At 46.7% G+C, this 23,072-nt stretch carries 24 protein-coding genes and 1 rRNA gene; 22 read left to right on the forward strand and 3 right to left on the reverse strand.

Annotated features, from left to right (window positions below):
• From pgl to ppnP, 6 genes are all read left to right on the forward strand, one after another.
• Positions 1-714, forward strand: a complete 714-nt coding sequence (pgl, locus tag FHQ30_RS01770) for a 6-phosphogluconolactonase (protein ID WP_139610634.1) — start codon at positions 1-3, stop codon at positions 712-714.
• Positions 715-824: 110 nt separating this feature from the next.
• Positions 825-2,273 (forward strand): decarboxylating NADP(+)-dependent phosphogluconate dehydrogenase, encoded by a 1,449-nt coding sequence (gene gnd / locus FHQ30_RS01775; RefSeq protein WP_139610635.1) that lies wholly within the window; start codon positions 825-827, stop codon positions 2,271-2,273.
• Positions 2,274-2,357: 84 nt separating this feature from the next.
• Entirely contained in the window at positions 2,358-2,540 is a 183-nt protein-coding gene (locus FHQ30_RS01780) for a hypothetical protein (protein WP_139610636.1), read from the forward strand.
• Positions 2,512-2,808, forward strand: a complete 297-nt coding sequence (locus tag FHQ30_RS01785; protein ID WP_139610637.1) for a type II toxin-antitoxin system RelE/ParE family toxin — start codon at positions 2,512-2,514, stop codon at positions 2,806-2,808. The genes FHQ30_RS01780 and FHQ30_RS01785 overlap by 29 nt, the downstream gene beginning before the upstream one ends.
• A 119-nt stretch (positions 2,809-2,927) precedes the next feature.
• Positions 2,928-3,710: a 4,5-DOPA-extradiol-dioxygenase gene (gene ygiD / locus FHQ30_RS01790; protein ID WP_139610638.1), complete on the forward strand. Its 783-nt coding sequence runs from the start codon at positions 2,928-2,930 to the stop codon at positions 3,708-3,710.
• A 144-nt stretch (positions 3,711-3,854) separates the two neighbouring features.
• Positions 3,855-4,136: a pyrimidine/purine nucleoside phosphorylase gene (gene ppnP, locus FHQ30_RS01795; protein ID WP_139610639.1), complete on the forward strand. Its 282-nt coding sequence runs from the start codon at positions 3,855-3,857 to the stop codon at positions 4,134-4,136.
• Positions 4,137-4,191: 55 nt separating this feature from the next.
• On the opposite strand, the gene FHQ30_RS01800 is transcribed toward ppnP, so the two are convergent.
• Complete coding sequence (locus FHQ30_RS01800; protein WP_139610640.1) at positions 4,192-4,317, reverse strand: SMR family transporter; 126 nt, start codon at positions 4,315-4,317, stop codon at positions 4,192-4,194.
• Positions 4,318-4,499: 182 nt separating this feature from the next.
• Between FHQ30_RS01800 and FHQ30_RS01805 the strand changes: the two genes are divergently transcribed.
• Both FHQ30_RS01805 and FHQ30_RS01810 read left to right on the forward strand, forming a co-directional pair.
• Positions 4,500-4,907: a DoxX family protein gene (locus FHQ30_RS01805; RefSeq protein WP_139610641.1), complete on the forward strand. Its 408-nt coding sequence runs from the start codon at positions 4,500-4,502 to the stop codon at positions 4,905-4,907.
• Between the two features lie 97 nt (positions 4,908-5,004).
• Positions 5,005-5,496, forward strand: coding sequence for a YbaK/prolyl-tRNA synthetase associated domain-containing protein (locus tag FHQ30_RS01810; RefSeq protein ID WP_139610642.1), 492 nt, complete (start codon positions 5,005-5,007; stop codon positions 5,494-5,496).
• 13 nt (positions 5,497-5,509) lie between these two features.
• Here FHQ30_RS01810 and FHQ30_RS01815 read toward each other — a convergent pair whose 3' ends face one another.
• Positions 5,510-5,752, reverse strand: coding sequence for a helix-turn-helix domain-containing protein (locus tag FHQ30_RS01815; protein WP_139610643.1), 243 nt, complete (start codon positions 5,750-5,752; stop codon positions 5,510-5,512).
• A 69-nt stretch (positions 5,753-5,821) separates the two neighbouring features.
• On the opposite strand from FHQ30_RS01815, the gene FHQ30_RS01820 reads away from it, so the two are divergent.
• From FHQ30_RS01820 to glyA, 4 genes are all read left to right on the forward strand, one after another.
• Positions 5,822-6,079, forward strand: coding sequence for a hypothetical protein (locus FHQ30_RS01820; protein ID WP_139610644.1), 258 nt, complete (start codon positions 5,822-5,824; stop codon positions 6,077-6,079).
• Between the two features lie 148 nt (positions 6,080-6,227).
• Positions 6,228-7,829 (forward strand): bifunctional phosphoribosylaminoimidazolecarboxamide formyltransferase/IMP cyclohydrolase, encoded by a 1,602-nt coding sequence (purH, locus tag FHQ30_RS01825; protein WP_139610645.1) that lies wholly within the window; start codon positions 6,228-6,230, stop codon positions 7,827-7,829.
• A gap of 70 nt (positions 7,830-7,899) precedes the next feature.
• On the forward strand, positions 7,900-9,204 hold the full coding sequence (gene purD, locus FHQ30_RS01830; RefSeq protein ID WP_139610646.1) for a phosphoribosylamine--glycine ligase: 1,305 nt from the start codon (positions 7,900-7,902) through the stop codon (positions 9,202-9,204).
• Between the two features lie 162 nt (positions 9,205-9,366).
• Complete coding sequence (glyA, locus tag FHQ30_RS01835; protein ID WP_139609714.1) at positions 9,367-10,620, forward strand: serine hydroxymethyltransferase; 1,254 nt, start codon at positions 9,367-9,369, stop codon at positions 10,618-10,620.
• A gap of 198 nt (positions 10,621-10,818) precedes the next feature.
• On the opposite strand, the gene nhaA is transcribed toward glyA, so the two are convergent.
• The gene (gene nhaA, locus FHQ30_RS01840; RefSeq protein WP_139611621.1) at positions 10,819-12,006 is read right to left on the reverse strand and encodes a Na+/H+ antiporter NhaA; all 1,188 of its coding nucleotides are present in this window, start codon (positions 12,004-12,006) and stop codon (positions 10,819-10,821) included.
• Between the two features lie 280 nt (positions 12,007-12,286).
• Between nhaA and FHQ30_RS01845 the strand changes: the two genes are divergently transcribed.
• The 10 genes from FHQ30_RS01845 to FHQ30_RS01890 all read left to right on the forward strand — a co-directional run.
• Positions 12,287-13,270: a TAXI family TRAP transporter solute-binding subunit gene (locus FHQ30_RS01845; protein ID WP_139611623.1), complete on the forward strand. Its 984-nt coding sequence runs from the start codon at positions 12,287-12,289 to the stop codon at positions 13,268-13,270.
• Between the two features lie 6 nt (positions 13,271-13,276).
• Entirely contained in the window at positions 13,277-13,768 is a 492-nt protein-coding gene (locus FHQ30_RS01850; protein ID WP_139611624.1) for a DUF1850 domain-containing protein, read from the forward strand.
• Positions 13,752-15,743, forward strand: coding sequence for a TRAP transporter permease (locus FHQ30_RS01855; RefSeq protein WP_139611626.1), 1,992 nt, complete (start codon positions 13,752-13,754; stop codon positions 15,741-15,743). Before FHQ30_RS01850 ends, FHQ30_RS01855 begins: the two co-directional genes overlap by 17 nt.
• A 133-nt stretch (positions 15,744-15,876) precedes the next feature.
• Complete coding sequence (gmk, locus tag FHQ30_RS01860) at positions 15,877-16,503, forward strand: guanylate kinase (protein WP_139611627.1); 627 nt, start codon at positions 15,877-15,879, stop codon at positions 16,501-16,503.
• A gap of 81 nt (positions 16,504-16,584) precedes the next feature.
• On the forward strand, positions 16,585-16,869 hold the full coding sequence (rpoZ, locus tag FHQ30_RS01865) for a DNA-directed RNA polymerase subunit omega (protein WP_132967809.1): 285 nt from the start codon (positions 16,585-16,587) through the stop codon (positions 16,867-16,869).
• Between the two features lie 48 nt (positions 16,870-16,917).
• Complete coding sequence (spoT, locus tag FHQ30_RS01870) at positions 16,918-19,050, forward strand: bifunctional GTP diphosphokinase/guanosine-3',5'-bis pyrophosphate 3'-pyrophosphohydrolase (RefSeq protein ID WP_139611629.1); 2,133 nt, start codon at positions 16,918-16,920, stop codon at positions 19,048-19,050.
• 11 nt (positions 19,051-19,061) lie between these two features.
• Complete coding sequence (gene recG / locus FHQ30_RS01875) at positions 19,062-21,143, forward strand: ATP-dependent DNA helicase RecG (RefSeq protein WP_139611630.1); 2,082 nt, start codon at positions 19,062-19,064, stop codon at positions 21,141-21,143.
• A complete protein-coding gene (locus tag FHQ30_RS01880; protein ID WP_139611631.1) occupies positions 21,130-21,675 on the forward strand; it encodes a chorismate--pyruvate lyase family protein in 546 nt (181 codons plus the stop codon). The genes recG and FHQ30_RS01880 overlap by 14 nt, the downstream gene beginning before the upstream one ends.
• Positions 21,668-22,489 carry a glutamate racemase gene (gene murI / locus FHQ30_RS01885; RefSeq protein WP_139611632.1) on the forward strand — a complete coding sequence of 274 codons (822 nt, stop codon included), beginning with the start codon at positions 21,668-21,670 and terminating at the stop codon, positions 22,487-22,489. Before FHQ30_RS01880 ends, murI begins: the two co-directional genes overlap by 8 nt.
• Before the next feature lie 468 nt (positions 22,490-22,957).
• A 16S ribosomal RNA gene (locus FHQ30_RS01890) occupies positions 22,958-23,072 on the forward strand; the annotation flags it as partial.

Below are 23,072 nucleotides of genomic sequence, written 5' to 3' on the forward strand. Positions count from 1 at the left end.
ATGAATTATATTACTTTTGCAGACGCACAAAGTGCGGTAGAGAAGATAGCCGAAGCATTTTTAACCTATAGTCAACAAGCCAAGCCGGTGCATATTTCGCTGTCCGGCGGCAGCACCCCGAAGTTGTTGTTTAAAACGCTGGCAGAACAGTATGCCGACAAAATTAATTGGCAAAACCTGCATTTCTGGTGGGGTGACGAACGTTGCGTTGCGCCGGATGATGAAGAGAGCAACTACGGTGAAGTGCAGCGTTTACTGTTCGATCATATTCAGATTCCGGCGGAGAATATCCACCGCATTCGTGGCGAAGACGAGCCGGAAGCCGAAGCCAAACGCTTTGCCGCTGAAATGTTGGCCGTCGTGCCAAAAAACAGTGCTGGTGTGCCGGAGTTTGATTGGATTATTTTAGGTATGGGGCCGGACGGTCACACCGCCTCACTGTTTCCGCTGCAAGTGGATTTTGCCACAACAACGTTGACCATCGTGGCGAAGCAGCCGCAATCGGGCCAACTACGGGTGTCCAAATCTGCTTACCTTATCGAAAATGCGAAACGCCTGACCTATTTGGTCACCGGCGCCAGTAAAGCTGATCTGTTGCATGAAATTCAACAGGCAGGCGAGAACGAGTTGCCCTATCCAGCGGCACGGATCAAGGCGAATAACGGCAATACCGAATGGTATTTAGATGCCGATGCGGCGTCGCAGTTGCAGTAATTTAACCGAGATATATTGAAATGATGGTAGGGGTGGATTGCATCTACCCATTTACAAAGTGCGGTATAACATATTAATCAACAATTTTAGCAAACTAAAAGGAAACAAACATGAAAGGTGATATCGGTGTAATCGGACTTGCGGTCATGGGGCAAAATCTGATTCTGAATATGAACGACCACGGCTTCAAGGTGGTGGCTTACAACCGCACCACCAGCAAAGTGGACGAATTTTTGCAAGGGGCGGCAAAAGGCACCAATATTATCGGCGCTTATTCATTGCAGGATTTAGCCGATAAACTGGAAAAACCGCGTAAAGTGATGTTGATGGTGCGTGCCGGTGAAGTGGTCGATCAATTTATCGACAGCCTGTTACCGCACTTGGAGCAGGGCGATATCATCATTGACGGCGGCAACTCCAATTATCCGGACACCAACCGCCGCGTAAAAGATTTAGCGGCAAAAGGCATTCGCTTTATCGGCGCCGGCGTATCCGGCGGCGAAGAAGGCGCGCGTTTCGGACCGTCCATCATGCCGGGCGGCAATGCCGAAGCGTGGCCGTATGTGAAACCAATCCTGCAAGCGATTTCCGCCAAAACCAAAGACGGTGAGCCATGCTGTGACTGGGTCGGTAAAGAAGGCGCCGGGCATTTTGTGAAAATGGTACACAACGGTATCGAATACGGCGATATGCAGTTGATTTGCGAAGCCTACCAATTCTTGAAAGAAGGGCTGGGCTTAAGTTATGACGAATTGCATCAGGTGTTCAGTGAGTGGAACAAAACCGAATTGGACAGCTACCTGATCGAAATCACTGCCGATATTCTCGGTTATCGTGATGAAAACGGCGAACCGTTGGTAGAAAAAATTCTGGATACTGCCGGGCAAAAAGGCACCGGCAAATGGACCGGCATCAACGCATTGGACTTAGGCATTCCGTTGACCTTGATCAGCGAAGCGGTATTTGCCCGCTGTGTTTCTGCCTTTAAAGAACAGCGGGTAGAAAACCAAGCGTTGTTCAATAAGCAGATCGGCACGGTTACAGGCGACAAAGCGCAATGGATCGAAGCGGTACGCAAAGCGCTGCTGGCTTCAAAAATCATCTCTTATGCGCAAGGCTTTATGCTGATTCGTGAAGCGTCAGAAAACAACCATTGGGATCTGAACTACGGCAACACCGCACTTTTATGGCGCGAGGGCTGTATTATCCGCAGTGCGTTCTTGGGCAATATCCGTGATGCTTACGAGACTAATCCGAATCTGCAATTCTTGGGTGCCGACCGCTATTTCAAAACCATTTTGGAAAATGCGCTGCCGGAATGGCGTAAAGTGGTGGCGAAATCGATTGAAATCGGCTTGCCAATGCCGTGCATGGCGTCCGCCATCACGTTCTTAGACGGTTACACCAGCGCCCGTTTGCCGGCCAACCTGCTACAAGCGCAGCGTGACTACTTCGGCGCGCACACTTACGAACGCACCGACCGACCACGCGGCGAGTTTTTCCACACTAACTGGACCGGCAAAGGCGGTGATATCGCTTCTACGACTTATGAAGTGTAGTCACTGATTAATATTGGAAATAAAATGAATAGTAACTGTGTTTCTGTGGCAACACAGTTACTATAATTAAAAACGGAGGCTTGTATGCTGATAAAAGAAAAAGGATATGATGAATATCTGGCTGAAAACATTGCAGCGGGGCGGGCGGATATTGCAGCTGGTCGTATTGTTACACTTGAAGAGGCAGAATTACTAACACTTGAGATTGTTGAACGGATTGCGAACGAGGAAGTAGAGTTTGAACAAAATATCAAAGCGTTCGCTTAATTTTTCTGTTCGAGCATTAACTGAATTAGAGGATATTCTCACTAGCGTTGGTGAATATACCAATTCTGCTCGAAGTGTTGCAAAATTACGGTCACTTTTTTTTGAAAAATTTGATTTTATTTCAGAATTCCCGAAAGCCTATAAAGTGCAGTCTGACGGTAGCCGATACGCTTTTTGTCAACGCTATCGGATTGTTTATGAATACAATGAGGTGGAAAATAACGTATTCATTTTGACCGTGTTACACAGTCTGAAAAAATATCCATAGCGTAAACAATGACATTATCTATTATTTCCCGATAGAAAATCATCCATCAACAAAACCGCACTTTATTTCCTATTGGTTGATTCATATACTTCAAAGATACAAATTCACAAGGAGTTAATATGAACAACAAAATGCCGGCGATTTTTATCGGTCACGGTTCGCCCATGTTGGCGATTCAAGACAACCCATTCACCCCGAAATGGCGTCAAGCGGCACAGGCAATGCCGAAACCGAAAGCGATTTTGGTGATCTCTGCCCACTGGATCTCGATGGGGGTGGCAGAAACCGCTGCCCCCAATCCAGAGCTGATCTATGATTTTTACGGTTTTCCGGAGGCGCTGTATCAAGTGCAATATCCGGTGCCGGGCGCTCCGGCGTTGGCGGCACAAGTGAAAGATTTGGTGGACAACCCGAATATCAGTCTTGATATGGAACAAGGCTTGGATCACGGCACTTGGGCGGTGTTGAAACAGATGTATCCGGCGGCGGACATTCCGGTGGTGCAACTCAGTTTGGGCAGACGTTTGACAATGCAGCAGCATCTCGAACTGGCACGACAGCTAAAACCGCTGCGGGAACAGGGAGTGTTGATTCTAGGCAGCGGCAATTTGATCCACAATTTGCGCCTAATCGACTGGCAGCGCCCGGATCAACTGTTCGGCTATGACTGGGCACACAGCGCACAACAAACGCTGTTGGATTTGATTCGTTTAGGTGATTTGGATTCATTGGCGAACTACCGCTCGTTAGGCGAAGACGTGCAAAAAGCCATTCCGACACCGGAGCACTATCTGCCGTTGCTGTATATTTTGGCGCTGCAAGATCCTGACGACAAGCTGAATATTTTCAATACCGATTTTGTTGGCGGTTCGTTGGATATGACCTGCGTTCAAGTCGGCTAATATCAAGTTGATGTCAAAGTGCGGTTTATAGCGCACTTTGTGCTTAAATTTAGTTTTTATCTTGAAAATTAAAAAGATTATTGATTTTTAATTAAGTTATCACATAGAATGCTAAATATCATTTATCAACAAAAGGAAAGCAATATGTTAAAAATCAATCAATATTTCGACGGCAAAGTAGCCTCAATCGGGTTGCAAACTGAAACCTTACCGGCAACGGTCGGGGTGATGGCGGTCGGTGAATACACCTTCGGCACCAGCCAGTTTGAAACCGTGACAGTGATCAGCGGCGCCCTAACCGTCAAACTGCCGCAAAGCGATGAATGGCAAACGTTCACAGCCGGGGAAACCTTTACCGTCGATTCCAACCAATCGTTTGATCTGAAAGTCGCAGTCGAAACCGCCTATTTCTGTACTTACGGCTAAGTCTGACCGCACTTTGCGCTATCATCGGCACCGCTAAGATGCCGATTTTTATCTTTTAATGCCTCACTGTTTTCGAAAAAAGGTTGATCGCCACGATCATGCTCGGCGCGAAATGAGTGAATTGCTGTGAGGCTTTCAGCATCGAGGTCGCAATAATTTCAGCGACAATTGCGATAAACAAAGCTCAACATCCCCTATTATGTAAAAAGGGGGTTTTGCAGCAGTGTCACATCGGATGATTTCTTTTGGGTTGATAATACGTTTCTTTTTCTTGGGTTGTTTGATTCATTTGGAAAACTATAATGACCGCACTTTTGCTAGTAACACCCTTTTTACATTTTAACGTTTATCAGAGAGAAATTTATGAACAACAAATTAAATTCATTCGCGCCATACGCTTTGGCACTATTACGCATTATCGCCGCCTATATATTTATTTGGCACGGTACGGCGAAGTTTTTCGAATATCCGGTTTCGATGACCGGCGGTAACGGCGGCGTGGCGCTGTTTTCCCAATATGGTTTGGCCGGGGTGTTGGAAATCGGTGGTGGCATTTTGTTGGCGTTGGGACTGTTCACTCGCCCGGTGGCATTCTTGCTGTCCGGCCAAATGGCAGTAGCCTATTTCATGGTGCACGGTGCCGCAGGCAATATTTTGATGCCGTTGTTGAATCAAGGTGAATTAGCGGCATTGTATTCGCTAGTGTTTTTGTACTTTGTGTTTGCCGGCCCGGGCGCATTAGCATTGGACAATAAAATTTATAAAAAATAATTGCTTGTTGATGTTCAAGCCACCCGTTCGGTTAACGCCGAGCGGGTTTTTTGTTATAGTCAGGTCAGCAACTGAATTGCAACGATGGAGAGAGAATATGTCATTAGCCACTTTTCAACAACTGACTGCACTTCTGGATCAACAACAAGCACGTTATCGCGTGGTTGAGCACCCAGCCTGTGGCAAGTCGGGAGAGGTCGCCAAGGTGCGTGGTACTGAATTAGGACAAGGCGCAAAAGCGTTATTGTGTGTGGTGAAAGGGCAAGGTACAAAGCAGTGGGTTTTAGCCATTTTACCGGCGGATAAGCAGGCGGATTTATCTCGCTTGGCAACCGCACTTGGTGGTTCGCGTGCGGCACTTGCCAGCCCGAAAGAAGTTAGCGAACTGACCGATTGTGTCTTTGGTGCGATTCCCCCCTTCAGCTTTCACCCGGAATTAAAACTGGTTGCCGACCGCAGCTTGTTTGAGCGTTATAGCGAGCTGGCATTTAACGCCGGCACGCTGGAAAGCTCGATTATTCTCAACACTGAAGACTACCGTCGAATCGCCGATCCCCAGCTGTTGGATTTCGTACAAAGTGCGGTTTAATTTTGGATAAAGATTATTGTGATAATTGCTGCAGCAACTCGACAGGATCTAGTTCTAAAGCTTGGCAATAATCAATAAATTCCAAAATATCTAGACGGCGGTCACCGGTTTCAATTTTTCCAATCAATGAATAAATCACGCCTAAACGTTCTGATAACGCACGTTGCGATAGACCTAACGCTTTACGTTGTTCAATAAAGCGTTGTCTTAGCCATAGCTGCTGTTCGGAATGGATTGATGATCTAAATTTTTTCATTGCACCTATTTTAGGTTTAATATATAGTTGAACCTGTTTTAGGTGCAAAAGTGATTTAAGGAGTTATATATGATTGAAAAAACAAATTCAGGTATGGTTGCAGGCATTATTGCCTGTGTGTTAGCGGTTCTGGGAATTTTATTCTTGGGTGTGATTTTTATACCTTTAGCCGCAATTGTGGCTATCTTTGCAACAGTTACAGCAGTAAAAAATAAAAATATTGCAGGAATTGGTGTTAGTGTTTTAGCATGGATTCTTACCATTATCGGGTTGTTCACTTCACCATTATTGCTGGGGATGTTAGGGCTTGGGCTAAGCGCAAGTTAAGTAATTTTATTTTGCACCTAAACAACCTTCCAAATTTATCCCTATGATCTTTGCAGTGTACTTTTCCGCTACAGAAAAAATGTAAATTAGGCTATAATTAGTGCTCGAATTTCACTCACTTTCATCTTAATCTGTAAAGGAAATTACCATGCAATCTAATCGTCCTATTCGCCAAGCCTTGTTGAGTGTCTCTGACAAAACTGGCGTTGTAGAATTTGCTCGAGGTCTTGTCGAGCGCGGCGTTAAGCTGCTTTCCACTGGCGGAACCGCCAAATTGTTGAGCGATGCAGGGCTGACAGTCAGCGAAGTGTCGAGCTATACTCAATTTCCGGAAATGATGAGTGGGCGGGTGAAAACCCTGCACCCGAAAATTCACGGTGGTATTTTGGGGCGGCGTGGGATTGATGATGCGGTGATGACGATTCACGGTATTCAGACGATTGATATTGTGGTGGTCAATCTTTATCCGTTTGCACAAACTGTTGCCAGTGCCGATTGCACCTTGGAAGAGGCCGTTGAGAATATCGACATTGGTGGTCCGGCGATGGTGCGTTCGGCAGCAAAAAATTATAAAGATGTGACCATTGTGGTCGATAGCAGTGATTATGAGCGTGTGTTGCAAGAGATGGACGAAAACCAGAATGCGCTTACGCCACAGACCCGTTTTAATCTGGCAATTAAAGCTTTTGAACATACTGCGCAATATGACTGCATGATTGCCAACTATTTTGGTCAGTTAGTACAGCCTTACCAAGGTGCAGAAAAAGAGGAATTAAACCAGTCGAGCGGACAATTCCCACGCACATTGAACCTGAATTTTACCCGTAAACAAACCATGCGTTACGGCGAAAACAGCCATCAAAATGCAGCGTTTTATGTCGAAAATCAATTGCATGAAGCTAGTGTTGCCACTGCAGAACAGTTGCAGGGCAAGGCATTGTCGTATAACAACATTGCCGACACCGATGCGGCATTGGAATGTGTCAAAGAGTTCGCTGAACCGGCGTGTGTGATTGTTAAACACGCCAATCCGTGTGGTGTAGCCTTGGGTACTGATATTCTGCAAGCCTACGACCGCGCCTATCAAACCGATCCGACCTCCGCCTTTGGCGGCATAATTGCCTTTAACCGCACTTTGGATTCAAAAACGGCTAAAGCTATTATTGATCGTCAATTCGTCGAAGTGATTATCGCACCGTCGGTTGCAGGAGACGCCCAGGCTATTTTGAAAAGCAAAAAGAATGTACGTGTTTTAGCCTGTGGCGAGTGGGGCGAGCGGCAAGCGCACTTGGACTTTAAACGGGTCAACGGCGGTTTGTTGGTGCAAGACAAAGACTTGGGCATGGTGGGATTAAATGACTTACAAGTGGTGAGCAAACGCCAACCGACCGAAGCCGAGTTGAGGGATTTGTTGTTCTGCTGGAAAGTGGCGAAATATGTTAAATCCAATGCGATTGTCTATGCCAAAAATAACCAAACGATCGGGATCGGCGCCGGACAAATGAGCCGGGTCTATTCCGCCAAAATCGCCGGTATCAAAGCCGCCGACGAAGGCTTGGAAGTCAAAGGCACGGTGATGGCATCCGACGCTTTCTTTCCGTTCCGTGATGGTATCGATGCGGCAGCTGCGGCAGGGGTCAGTTGTGTGATCCATCCCGGTGGTTCAATGCGCGATCAAGAAGTGATCGACGCTGCCGATGAACACGGCATGGCGATGGTGCTGACCAACATGCGCCATTTCCGTCATTAATCTGCAAAGTGCGGTCAGCCAACGGTGGCGACCGCACTTTTGTTTTTCCCATTTAGCGTAAGGATCTCAAATGAATATTTTAATTATCGGCAATGGCGGTCGTGAACACGCTTTAGCTTGGAAAGTATCACAATCGCCATTGGCGCAGAAAATTTTTGTGGCACCGGGCAATGCGGGCACCGCACTTGAGCCTAAGGTGGAAAATGTCGCGATTGCGGTCACCGATATTGCCGGTTTGGTCGAATTTGCCCAGAAAAACGAAATCGGTTTGACGATTGTCGGACCGGAAGCGCCGTTAGTGATCGGGGTGGTGGACGCATTCCGTGCCGCCGGATTGAAAATTTTCGGCCCGACCCAAGCGGCGGCGCAACTGGAAGGCTCGAAAGCCTTTACCAAAGATTTTCTCGCACGGCATAATATTCCGACCGCAGAATACCAAAACTTTACTGAAGTGGAGCCTGCGCTGGCCTACCTGCAACAAAAAGGCGCACCGATTGTGATCAAAGCCGATGGGCTGGCGGCAGGCAAAGGCGTGATTGTGGCAATGACCTTAGAAGAGGCTGAAAGTGCGGTTCAGGATATGCTGGCCAGCAATGCCTTTGGTAATGCCGGACATCGGATTGTGATTGAAGAGTTTTTAGACGGCGAAGAGGCCAGCTTTATTGTGATGGTGGACGGCAAGAACGTTGAACCGATGGCAACCAGTCAGGATCACAAACGGGTTGGCGAAAAGGATAGCGGTTTAAACACCGGCGGCATGGGCGCATATTCGCCGGCGCCGGTGGTCACCCCGGAGATTCACCAACGGATTATGCAAGAGGTGATCTACCCGACGGTGAACGGTATGGCGGCAGAAGGCAATATTTACACCGGTTTCTTGTACGCCGGTCTGATGATTATGCCGAACGGACAACCGAAAGTGATTGAATTCAACTGCCGCTTTGGTGATCCGGAAACGCAGCCGATTATGATGCGTTTGCAATCGGATTTGGTCGAACTGTGCTTGGCAGCATGCGACGGTAAGTTGGATCAAGTGCGGTCTGAATGGTGCGTACAAGCGGCATTAGGCATCGTGTTGGCGGCAGAAGGCTATCCGGGCGATTATCGCAAAGGCGATGTGATCAGCGGAATTCCATCTAGTAGAATAGGGCAAACCGCACTTGCCGCACAAAAAGTGTTCTTGGCAGGCGTTGAGCAAAAAGGTGATCAATTGGTCAGCAACGGCGGACGGGTGTTGTGCGTCACTGCACTGGGAGACACGGTTGCCGCTGCACAGCAACAAGCGCTGCAACTGGCGGAACAAGTGCAATGGGCAGGGCGCTTCTACCGCCGTGATATCGGCTATCGTGCCGTGGCACGGGAACAAGGAAAATAATTGCGCTTTTGAACGGCGAAAATGAAAAAATTTAATCTTGGCTATGAAATTAACGACGGCAATTTTTGTAAAAAAGGCTGTATCGAAATACTAAAAAGTCTTAGACTTAGGCAGTAAGTTATCAACTATCCAAAATGACCACCTAAAATGAGGAATAGAACAATGTTAAGACGTGACATGAATATCGCTGATTATGATCCGGTATTATGGCAAGCCATCCAAGACGAAGATCGTCGTCAAGATGAGCATATCGAACTGATCGCTTCAGAAAACTATGCCAGCCCGCGAGTGATGGAAGCGCAAGGTTCGCAATTGACCAATAAATATGCCGAAGGCTATCCGGGCAAGCGTTATTACGGTGGTTGTGAATACGTAGATATTATCGAACAACTGGCTATTGACCGTGCCAAAGCGCTGTTTGGCGCAGATTATGCTAACGTGCAACCGCACTCTGGGTCACAAGCCAATGCCGCAGTGTATATGGCGTTGTTAAATCCGGGCGATACCATTTTAGGGATGAGTTTGGCGCACGGTGGTCACTTGACCCATGGCGCAACGGTCAGTTTCTCCGGCAAAATTTATCATGCAGAACAATACGGTATCACCGATGAAGGTTTTATCGATTACGATGCGTTGCGTGCGCAAGCGTTGGCGGTGAAACCTAAAATGATCGTTGGTGGTTTTTCGGCGTATTCACAAGTGGTTGACTGGAAAAAAATGCGTGAAATCGCAGATGAAGTCGGGGCTTATCTGTTTGTGGATATGGCGCACGTTGCCGGTTTGATTGCCGCCGGAGTCTATCCTAGCCCGATGGAACACGCCCACGTTGTGACGACCACAACACATAAAACCTTAGCCGGCCCACGTGGTGGTTTGATTTTGGTGAAAGGTGGCGATGAAGAGCTGTACAAAAAACTGAATAGTGCGGTATTCCCGGCAGGTCAAGGCGGCCCATTGGTACACGTGATTGCGGCAAAAGCGGTGTGTTTTAAAGAAGCGATGGAGCCGGAATTCAAAATCTTCCAGCAGCAAGTGGTGAAAAATGCGCAAGCGATGGTGGAGGTGTTCAAACAACGTGGTTTCAACATCGTATCTAATGGCACGGAAAACCACCTGTTCTTGGTAGATTTGGTGAATAAAGGCTTGACCGGAAAAGCGGCTGACGCAGCGTTAGGACGTGCCAATATTACCGTCAACAAAAATGCAGTGCCAAATGATCCGAAAAGCCCGTTTGTCACGTCAGGTATCCGTGTCGGTACGCCTGCCATCACCCGTCGTGGTTTCAAAGAAGCAGAAGCCAAAGAACTTGCCGGTTGGATGTGCGATGTGCTGGATAACATTGAAGACGAAGCCGTTATCGAGGGTATTAAACAAAAAGCGATTGCAATCTGTAAACGTTTTCCGGTTTATGCTTAGTAATATACTGATGAATAAAGAAATTTAATAAGACAAAGAAGGGCGGTATAAGCGCTTAATCAATAAAGGAAAAATGCAAAGTGCGGTTCGGGGCGATATATAATCGCCCCCTACTGTTACAACATTAATCGTGTATTTTAACCTTTGTCAGCAGTCTAAAGGGTGGATAGTTAATCCGCCCTTACTTTTAGATTGCTGTTAAAGATTTTTCTGGGTAACCGCACTTGAGGTATTGGTGCTGGCACGCAGCAAAACCAGTCCCAAAACGGCGGAGATGGTTGAGCCTAGCAAAATACCGATGCGTGATAGCGTATTGATACTCTCGCCGGCCTCTTCAAATGCCAGCCCTGATAAGAACATCGACATGGTAAAGCCGATTCCGCACAGCACCGAGACGGCAAAAATATGTTTCAAATTCACTAATAATGGCAGTTTGGCAATTTTCAGTTTGATAGCGATAAAGCAGAAACTAAACACGCCCAACGGCTTGCCGATCAGTAAACCAAGCATGATACCTAATGGCAAGGCGCCCGCGAGCGTTTCCAAATTTACCCCGCCTAGCGGTACGCCGGCATTAGCGAAGGCAAAAATCGGTAGGATAAAAAATGCCGACCAGGGGTTTAGGGCATGTTCCAGACTCTCTAGCGGGCTGCTGCCGTCTTTGGCGGTAATCGGAATGGTGAAACCGAGAATGACTCCGGCAAGCGTAGCATGTACCCCTGATTTCAGTACGCAAATCCACAACACCATACCCACAAACAGATAGGCGCACAGCGCACTGATTCGCATTCTGTTCATGATGATTAAAATAATCACTGAGAGCCCGGCGCCGAGCATCGCTTCGGTGCTCAAACCATGGGCGAAGAACAATGCGATCACGATAATCGCCCCTAAGTCGTCAATAATGGCTAATGCCAGCAAGAATATTTTAAGGGGTAGCGGAACCCGTTTGCCTAGTAGTGCCATAATTCCCAGTGCAAAGGCGATATCGGTCGCCATTGGAATAGCCCAACCTTCCATCGCAACCGGATCATTAAAATTGAAAAAAGTAAACACTAACGCCGGGACAACCATGCCGCCCAGTGCGGCTAAGACCGGTAAAATTGCTTGTTGATAGGAAGAAAGCGAACCTAAAACAATTTCACGCTTCACCTCCAAGCCAACTAAAACGAAGAAAACGGCCATTAGCCCGTCGTTGACCCACAATAAAAACGGCTTGGCAATGCCTTGTTCACCAAATTGCACGACAACTGGGGTATTCAACAATTCGAAATAATAAGGGGATAAAAAACTGTTGGCAAAAATCAATGCCAATGCTGATGTGGCCAAGAGTGTGATCCCACCGGCAGACTCCAGCTTCAAAAATTTTCCGATAAATGATTGCATACATATCCTTCTATAACCGATAAAACATAAGGTTATAGCATATAACAGCCCGGATAATGATTAAAGAAAAACAGGATTTTATTCACTGCTTTTTTATTAGAAATGTAATAAAAATGTGAATTTTATAAAATTCTTGTCACGAACAGATTGACAGGCAATAGCCTTAATGGTTATTGTCAAGTCGGCTTCATTTCGTGTTGTGGTGTAAAATATTGAATGGTTAAGAGCGGTTTTACGGTTATTTTTGGGTAAATTTTATCTTATCGATAAGGGGAAAATTATGAAAAAAATGAAAGCATCATTTATGCTTGTCGCAACGGCAGCATTGGGATTATTGTTGAGTGCCTGTGGTGAGAAACAAGCACCATCGACAGCCGAGACAACGGGGGTGCAGAGTAAATTTATCACGATTGCAACCGGTGGGGCATCAGGTCCTTACAATATTATTGCCACCACGTTGGCGGAAGTTTATAGCAAAGACTTAAACACCAACTCCAAAACACAAACCACGGGTGCTTCAGTTGAGAACATCAACTTGCTGAATCAGAAAAAAGTGGAAATGGCATTTTTGATGAGCGATGTGCTCAGTGATGCGGTGAACGGTGTCGGCAATTTTCCGAATAAAATTGATAATGTTAGTCAAATTGCCGCACTTTACCCGAACTATGTGCAGATTGTAACTTCAAAACGTACAGGAATTGAAACCATCAGCGATCTGAAAGGCAAACGTGTGGCAACCGGGGCACAGAATTCCGGGGTGGAGGTCAATGCACGGAATTTGTTGGAAGGATTTGGCATTAGTTACAATGATATCACCGTGGATTATCTGGGTTATGCCGAAGCGGCGGATGCATTGAAATCCGGTAAGATTGATGCGGCATTCTTGACCAGCGGCCTGCCAAACTCTTCCTTGATGGAATTGCAACAAGGTTTTGATCTGCAAATTGTCAGCATTCCGGCGGATGGTTTGGCAGAAGTAATCAAAACAAAACCGTATTTTAATGCAATGGAGATCCCCGCAGGGACTTATGGCAATACCGATCCGATTGCAACCGCAGCGATTAAAAATGCGTTGGCGGTACGTTCTGATTTGAGCGAAGAGGATGTATATAAATTAACCAAAACGTTTTTTGAGAGCCTGCCGCAATTGCAAACCGCACATCAGGCAGCCAAAGACATCAATTTGCAAAGTGCGCAACAAGGATTGGTTGCACCACTGCATCCGGGCGCAAAGAAATACTATGATGAAGTGAATGCCAAATAGACACTAATGCAGACCGTAATCACAGGCAAAGGCGCAAAGATTCTGTTATTGATCTTGACCGCACTTGCCTGTTTTTTGCCGCTAAAAAAAGTGTTTTGGGTAAGTGCTGTTGAGCGGCAATGTTATTTGGACAGTCCGGATTTTGAATTGCGTTGGCGTCACTCGGTGGAGCATCAGTGGTGGCGTGAGCATTATCGGCGTGATGGTGAGGGAATTTTACTTGATCAAACCCTATTCCAAACCTTTGGTGCCGGCACGCCGTCACAAGGGGAACTGCTGCCGACAACACATGACTATGTGGGCTATCGACAGCATATTTATTTGCATGAAATTAATTGGGTGGTCTCTAACAATATGCAGGGCAGCCTGAGTACACAACGGCAGGATATTCCGTTGTATCAGTTAGTTCCGGATTACACTGTGGTTCGGATAGAACCTTCTCGGATAGCATTTATTGATTTTTTATGGGGGACGTCGTGTTATGACTGGGCAAGTTAGCCAAAATGCGGCTACATTAGGTAGCAAAGAGCAGCAGATTTTAGAAAAATATGATCGCGAGTCGGTGACCCGACAGTTAAAGTGCGGTTGGAATAAGCAATTTATCAGCCTGTTGGCGGTTTTTTATTCTTTATTTCATCTGTATATCACCTTTTATCCGATGCCGACCCTGCTACAGCGTGCAATTCACGTGGCGGTCGGATGTGCGCTGATTTTTTTGATTTATCCGGCAGGCAAAAACAGCCGTCGTGATCAAGTGGCGTGGTATGAATGGCTGTGGCTTGTTGCGGCACTAGCCGGAGCAGGATATTTAATTTATCAATATCAAGCAATTATGACGGTGCGTGGTGGTATTCCGAATACTGAAGATATTATTTTTGCTATTTTGACCGTGATTGTAGTGCTGGAAGCCGCACGACGGATCACCGGTTGGGTGCTGGTGATTTTTGCGTTGATTTTTCTGCTTTACCCGTTCATCAGCTCAATGGGTTTTATGCCGGACAGATTACTCACCCGACCGTATGATATCGGTGATATTTTCGGGCAATTGTATTTGAAAACGGAGGGGCTTTACTCTTCGGCTACCGGTGCTTCGGTGACCTTTATTTTCCTGTTTATCCTGTTCGGGGCGTTTTTGGGCAAGTCGGGTATGGGGCAGTTGTTTAACGATTTAGCGTTGGCGATTGCCGGTGATAAGCAGGGTGGACCGGCAAAAGTAGCGGTGATTTCCAGTGGTTTTATGGGCAGTATCAACGGCGCTGCGGTGGCGAATGTGGTCAGCACCGGGGCGTTTACGATTCCATTGATGAAAAAGATTGGCTATCACAAAAACTTTGCCGGGGCGGTGGAAGCCAGTGCTTCGGTCGGCGGACAAATCTTACCGCCGATTATGGGGGCGAGTGCGTTTATTATGGCGGAAACCACGGGGGTTAGTTACGGTACGATTGCGTTAGCGGCCCTATTTCCGGCATTGCTGTATTATATCGGGGTGATAGCGCAAGTGCATTTTCGTGCCGGAAAACGCAATTTGAAAGGACTTTCCAAAGATCAATTACCACGCCTGAAAGCCGTGATGAAAGCACGCGGGCATATGTTGCTGCCGATTTTTGCCTTGGTCTATTTCCTGATTCAATCGGTACCCATCGGCTATGCAGCGACCTATACTATCGGCATTACCGTATTAGTCAGCCAGTTACGCCAAGAGACCCGAATGGGGCTGAAAGATATTTGGGCGGCACTGGAAGACGGTGCCAAACAGGCGCTGCCGGTGATGGCAGCTTGTGCGGTGGTCGGTATTGTGATCGGTGTGGTCAATCTGACCAGCTTCGGCACGGTGATGACCTCCTCGATTGTGACCTTAGGAGCCGGATCGTTATTGCTGACCCTGATTTTAACCATGCTGGCATCGATGGTACTGGGCATGGGTTTGCCGTCGATTCCGGCCTATATCATCACCGCTACCATGGCGGCGCCAGCATTGGCAGTGTTTGATGTGCCGGTGTTGGTGGCGCACATGTTTGTGTTCTATTTTGGTATTTTCGCCAATATCACCCCACCGGTTGCACTGGCGGCCTTTGCCGGTGCCGGGATTGCTGGCGGTGATCCGATGAAAACCGGCTGGCAGTCGTTGCGTTTGGCATTGGCGGGATTTATTGTGCCGTTTATGTTCGTGTATAACCCGAATATGCTGATGATTGATGTCACCGATGTTGCTGTAACTGCCCGCACTTTCCCGTTGCCGGATATTTGGGTGATTGTCAGTGTAGTCGCAACGGGAATCATTGGGGTTCTGGGGTTATCGGCCGCAGTCGAAGGCTATTTCAAAAATCCGATCGTAAGCTGGCAGCGGATAATTCTGGCAGTGGGATCTTTAATGTTGATCGTACCGGAGCCTATCACCGATTTAATCGGGGTGGTGATCGTCGGTTTGATGGTGTGGTTGAATTACCGCAGTATTCAACCCCCGTCATCATAAGATTGCACCACTGACTATTTTCACAGCAAGTGCGGTTCGGCAGACCGCACTTTTGTTTTGCCAGTTATTTTTCTACTGCTTTTTTTCTTATTTCACGGCATAATTCCGATATGATTTTGTTTTAAGGAAATTTATGCAAAAAGGTCATCTCTATATCGTGTCGGCGCCAAGTGGCGCGGGAAAGTCGTCGCTGATTTCAGCGTTGTTGCAACAGCTCCCTCCCGGCAAAGCACGGGTTTCGGTGTCGCATACCACCCGCCAACCACGCCCCGGTGAGCAGCACGGCACACATTATTATTTTAGTGGTGTGGATGAATTTGAAAACTTGATTACACAAGGGCTGTTTTTGGAATACGCCAATGTGTTCGGCAACTACTACGGCACATCGATTCCGATGATCGAGCAAAATTTAGCACAGGGCATTGATGTATTTTTAGACATTGACTGGCAAGGCGCACAGCAAGTGCGGTCAAAAATGCCGGACTGTAAAAGTATTTTTATTTTGCCACCGTCTTTGCAAGAGCTGGAACGTCGCTTGGTCGGACGCGGGCAGGACTCTGCTGCGGTGATTGCCGAGCGGATGGCGAAAGCGATTAGTGAGATGGAGCATTATCACGAGTATGATTATTTGATTATTAATGATAATTTTGAGGATTCCGTCGAAGAGATCAAGGCAATTTTGCTGGCGGAAAAGGTCAGCCTGAAAGCGCAGCAGCAAAATCACCAATTATTAATTCAGCAATTACTGGCGAAATCATAGCAGCTTTAGTATCATATAACGTTTTTAACAATAAATTCGCCAGGCAACTATTCAGGGCGTTCGATCAGTGGAGAAATAATTATGGCACGAGTGACAGTGCAAGATGCAGTAGAAAAAATCGGTAACCGTTTTGATTTGATTTTGACGGCTTCCCGTCGTGCAAGACAATTACAGTCTAATGTGCGTGAGCCGTTGGTTGAGCCTGAAAATGACAAGCCGACCGTGATTGCCTTGAGAGAAATCGAAAAAGGCTTGATCAATAATGAGATTATGGACAAACAAGATCGTTTTGAACAATTGGAACAAGAAACAGCTGAAATCCATGCGGTTTCGCTACTGTCGGATTCCACGCCAACCGCACTTTAAGAGAGTTTATTGCAGTTTGTTAATCCTTAATTAACGGGCAGGTGTCATTTGTATCTATTCGAAAGCTTAAATCGCATCATTGAAGGCTATTTGCCGCCGGAACAGATTGAGTTGGTCAAGCAGGCATATGTTGTTGCTCGTGATGCCCATGAGGGCGTGACTCGCTCCAGCGGCGAGCCGTATATTACCCACCCTGTGGCGGTGGCGTCGATTATCGCCGAGATGAAATTGGATCACGAAGCGGTGATGGCGGCGTTGCTGCATGATGTGATCGAAGATACGCCTTACACTGAAGAGCAACTAACTCAATCGTTTGGGCGTAGTGTGGCGGAGATTGTCGAAGGCGTTTCGAAGCTGGATAAACTGAAATTCAGAACCCGTAAAGAAGCCGAAACCGAAAATTTCCGCAAAATGATTTTGGCGATGACTAAAGATATTCGGGTGGTATTGATCAAACTCGCCGACCGCACTCACAATATGCGAACGTTGGGATCATTGCGTCCCGACAAGCGGCGACGTATTGCCAAAGAGACCTTAGAAATCTACAGCCCGCTGGCACATCGCTTGGGGATCGAACACATTAAAAACGAATTGGAAGATCTTGGCTTTGAGGCATTGCATCCCAATCGTTATCAAGTGCTGCAAAAAGTGATCCAAGCTGCACGTGGCAACCGCAAAGAGATGATTCAACGAATCGCTGACGAAATTAAAGGACGCTTGGACGATGTCGGTATTCAGGCACGGGTGTTCGGGCGTGAGAAACATCTGTATTCGATTTACCAGAAAATGCGCTTAAAAGAGCAGCGTTTTCACTCGATTATGGATATTTATGCCTTTCGATCAATAGTGCATGACGTGGACACCTGCTACCGTGTGCTTGGGCAGATGCACGGTTTGTATAAACCGCGCCCGGGACGCGTGAAAGATTATATTGCGATTCCGAAAGCCAACGGTTACCAATCGTTGCACACTTCGATGATCGGGCCACACGGCGTGCCGGTTGAAGTGCAGATCCGAACCGAAGATATGGATCAGATGGCGGAAATGGGGGTGGCGGCACACTGGGCATATAAACAAGGCAGCGAAGTTAAAAATACCACCGCACAAATTCGCGCCCAACGTTGGCTGCAAAGTTTGATTGAATTGCAGCAAAGTTCCGGTAATTCGTTGGAGTTTATCGAAAGCGTAAAATCGGATATGTTCCCGGACGAAATTTATGTGTTTACGCCGAAAGGGCGAATCGTCGAGTTACCGACCGGAGCAACTGCGATTGATTTTGCTTATGCGGTACATTCTGATATCGGTCAAACCTGCATTGGCGCCCGAGTTGATCGCGTGCCCTATCCATTGTCGCAACCGCTGGAAAGCGGGCAAACGGTGGAAGTGATCACAGCACCATCCGCGCGTCCAAGTGCGGGTTGGTTGAATTTTGTGGTTACAGCCAAGGCGCGTTCTAAAATCCGTCAGACTTTGAAAAGCCTGCGCCGTGACGAGTCGGTAGTGCTCGGTAAGCGCCAGTTAATTCATTCGCTTTCGCCATATAAATTAGATGATATCGATCAGCTGCGACTGCAACGCATGCTGGCGGAAATGAAGTTGGATACGTTTGATGATTTGTTAGCAGAAATTGGTCTGGGTAATCATATGAGTGCGGTAATTGCGCATGCGCTACTCGGCGAAAAGATTGCGATTGATACCGACGGCATTCCGAATAATCAACGTGATTCAAATAACTTGGTGATTAAAGGGGCGGAAGGTCTGCTGACCAGTTGCGCCAAATGTTGTCATCCGGTGCCGGGTGATCCAATTATTGCTTTTGTCAGTCCCGGCAAAGGTTTGGTAGTACACCATGCGTCCTGCTCCAATATCGTGCGTGAGAGCCAAAATCAACCGGAACATTTTACCTCGGTCGAGTGGGAAAAAAGTGAAAATACGGCGGAATTTGATGCGGAATTGCGGATTGAAGTGGTGAATAAACAAGGCATTCTGGCCAATTTGACGTCGGCAATCGCCACCACTGGCAGTAATATCAAAAGTATTGTCACAGAAGAGCGTGAGGGGCGCGTCTATTTTGTCACACTACTGATTGCAACCCACAATCTTACGCAGCTTAACAGTATCATCAAAAAACTCAGTTCGGTTTCCGGTGTGATTGAGATCGTTCGCAATATCAACGAATAAGGCTGCATAATATGAAAGAGCAACTGCTGGACGCTATTCCGCTTACCGCACTTGCCGGTGTCGGAGCAGTGGTTGCCGCCAAATTGGCGAAGATCAATATCAATAATGTACAAGATCTGTTGTTTCATCTACCTAGCCGTTATGAAGACCGCACTCGGATTACTCCGCTAATCGATATTCGCCCTGACAGCTACTCCACCATCGAAGGCGTGGTGCAGAGCTGTGAGGTGACTTTCGGTAAACGTCCGATTTTAACTGTTACCCTATCGGACGGCAGCAGTAAAATCGGGTTACGCTTTTTTAATTTTAATGCTGGTATGAAAAACAGCCTGCAAAATGGCGTTCGGGTCAAAGCTTTTGGCGAAATTAAACGCGGGCGTTTTATGGCGGAAATGCATCATCCGCAATATCAAATTATTCGTAATGATCAGCCGTTGCAGTTGGAAGAAAATCTGACCCCGATTTACCCGACTACCGAAGGGCTGCGTCAGACCGCACTTCGCAATTTAACCGACCAGGCGTTAAAATTATTGCAGAGCACGCCGGTCAACGAATTATTACCATTGCCATACAATCCGCATAAAATCAGCCTGAAAGAGGCATTGATTTTTCTGCATCGACCACCGCCGACAATCTCTTCCGAGCAACTGCAACAGGGCAACCATCCGGCACAATTACGGCTTATTTATGAAGAGCTGCTGGCGCATAATCTGGCGATACAAAAAAGCCGCATCGAAACCCGTCGTTTAACGGCGCTCAGCCTGCATCAAAAAGCGGCTTTGTTGCAAGATTTTTTAGCGCAGCTGCCATTTAGTCCTACCGCAGCACAACAACGGGTGAGTGCCGAAATTGAGCAAGATTTAAGGCAACATGAACCGATGATGCGCTTGGTGCAGGGCGATGTTGGATCCGGCAAAACGCTGGTTGCTGCACTGGCGGCGCTGGTGGCAATCGGCAATCAGAAACAGGTGGCTTTGATGGCGCCGACCGAAATTCTGGCAGAACAGCATGCGCAAAATTTCCGCAGTTGGTTTGAACCTTTGCGAATTGAGGTCGGCTGGCTGGCGGGCAAAGTCAAAGGCAAAGCGCGGCAAACTGAGCTGGAGCGGATCAAGTGCGGTCACGTAAAAATGATTGTCGGCACTCATGCATTATTTCAAGAGGAAGTTGAGTTTCACGACCTGGCTCTGGTGATTATCGACGAACAACACCGGTTTGGTGTGCATCAACGGCTAATGTTGCGTGAAAAAGGGTTGAAAAACGGTTACTATCCACACCAATTAATTATGACCGCAACGCCAATTCCCAGAACCTTGGCGATGACGGTTTATGCAGATTTGGATACTTCGATTATTGATGAATTGCCGCCGGGACGGACCCCAATCCAAACGATTGTGGTATCGGAAGAACGGCGTGATGAAATTGTGCAGCGTATCGATCAGGCATGTCATAATGAAAACCGTCAGGCATATTGGGTGTGTACCCTGATTGAGGAATCCGAAGTGTTGGAAGCACAGGCAGCGGAAGCGATCATGCAGGATCTACAGCGGGCGTTACCGCACTTAGCCATCGGATTGGTGCATGGGCGAATGAAACCGCAAGAAAAACAACAGATTATGCAGCTGTTTAAGGACGGAGAGCTAAATTTGTTGGTAGCAACCACGGTAATTGAAGTCGGGGTTGATGTCCCCAATGCCAGCTTAATGATTATTGAAAATGCCGAACGTTTAGGATTGTCGCAACTGCACCAATTGCGTGGTCGGGTCGGGCGCGGCAGTATCGATTCTTACTGTGTGCTGATGTATAAACCGCCGCTCGGCAAGGTTTCGCGTCAGCGCTTGCAAGTGTTGCGCGACAGTCAGGACGGATTTGTGATTGCCGAAAAAGATTTGCAGATTCGTGGACCGGGCGAAGTGCTAGGCACGAAACAGACCGGAATTGCCGAATTTAAAATTGCCAGCCTAATGCGTGATCGTAAACTGATTCCGCTGGTGCAACATAATGCACGTAAAATTATTGAAGACTATCCGAGCTGCGTCGATGGCTTGATTAAGCGCTGGTTAGATCAACGGACGATGTATGGCAATGCTTGATGTGGTGCAACAATACCGCACTTTCATCCAAAGTGCGGTCTGGCAAGATGAAGCATTAATCGCACCATTGACGACCGCCGAGCAGGAGTGGCTGTTGTGTTCGGATTCGCTGACGGCAAAACTGAAAGCAAAGTGTCAGCAATTTGAGGTCGAATTGTTATCTCAAAATTGGCAGCAAGATTTAGCAACAAATGAAAGTGCGGTTTTGCCGGCAGATCAATCATATTTAATTCGTGAAGTGTTTTTGCACGGTGATCGGCAGCGTTGGGTGTTCGCCCGCACAGTGATTCCACAGCAGCTTTGTCGCCAATTTCCGCAATTAATGCAATTGGGAGCAAAGCCGTTAGGTGAATTTCTGTTCGAGCAACAGCTCGGGCGTAGCGGATTACAATGGAGCAAAAGCAAAAATTTATCCGCCAGGCGCTCTTTGTTTTACGCCCAAACCGGTGGTGAAACCAATATCATTCAGCCACCATTGGGATTGTTGGTGACAGAGCTGTTTTTAAAGGATTTTGGTTATTTACATGAATAAAGCAACAAAATTACCCACTATTTTAGTATTTGATTCAGGTGTCGGCGGACTGACGGTTTACCATGAAATCAAGCAATTACTGCCGAATAACCACTATTTTTATTGTTTGGATAATGCGTTTTTTCCGTACTCAGAAAAAACCGAACAGCAGATTATTGACCGCACTTTGTTAATTTGTCGCAAATTGGTTGAACAATACCCGATAGATTTGGTGGTGATAGCTTGCAATACCGCAAGTACTGTAGTGCTGCCGACATTACGCCAGCATTTGCCATCACATATCAGCATTGTCGGCACCGTACCGGCAATAAAACCGGCAGCAAAAATTTCACAAACTAAACATATCGGGCTGTTGGCAACCAAAGGTACGGTGAAACGCGCCTATACCGAAGCGTTGATCAAGGCTTATGCCACAGATTGCCAAGTGGAAAAAATAGGCACTACCGAATTGGTAGAGTTGGCTGAAAACAAATTGCGCGGTGATTCGGTGGATTTGGGCAAATTGCGTAATATCATCAAACCATGGATTGAACTGAAACAGTTGGATACTGTGATTTGGGGCTGTACACATTTCCCCCTACTAGAAAATGAACTGAAACTTTGTTTACCACATGTAAAATATTTTGTTGATTCGGGGAAAGCAGTTGCGAAGCGGGTCAAATTTTTGCTGGAAGAAAAAGCCTATCCTACAACGGCAGAAATGAACCATAATCAGCAAAATCTTATTTTTGCAACCGCAGCCATCGGAAATATTTTTGGATTTAATAATATGATGCAACGTTACGGCTTCAGTGAACTAAAATATCTTGACTAAATGCTGGTATATAAAAAGCGCTAAAATAGCGAATAAAATAAACAACTTGCTTAATTAGTTACCATGTGGGTTACTTTTTTTAAAAAAGATCCCTTTTTCGGAAAAAAGATCTTGCGAAAAAATATAAGCCCCCTATAATGCGCACCCACTGACAACGACAATGTGAATACATGGTTTAAGTCAGAAAATTTTAGCAAAAAGTTTGCAAAAACTTCTTGACGAAAAATAAGGATTCGGTAGAATATCAATCCTTTCCGCTTTTCAAAATGGAAATGTGGAAAACTGTTCTTTAACAATATATCAGACAATCTGTGTGGGCACTTGTGCAAGACATTGGTGAAGTCTTACTGAGTTTCAGTAGGACGTAAAAAATAAACTAAAGTCTTAATGAGTGCTGATAGTAAATTCATAATGAAACTTTTTGGAGTTTCAAAATTATAGTCAGAAATTCATTGAGCGATTGAACTTGAATTGAAGAGTTTGATCATGGCTCAGATTGAACGCTGGCGGCAGGCTTAACACATGCAAGTCGAGCGGTAACGGGGAGTAGCTTGCTACTTTGCCGACGAGCGGCGGACGGGTG

This window comes from Testudinibacter sp. 'clade 2', assembly GCF_006227735.1.
Taxonomy (GTDB): domain Bacteria; phylum Pseudomonadota; class Gammaproteobacteria; order Enterobacterales; family Pasteurellaceae; genus Chelonobacter.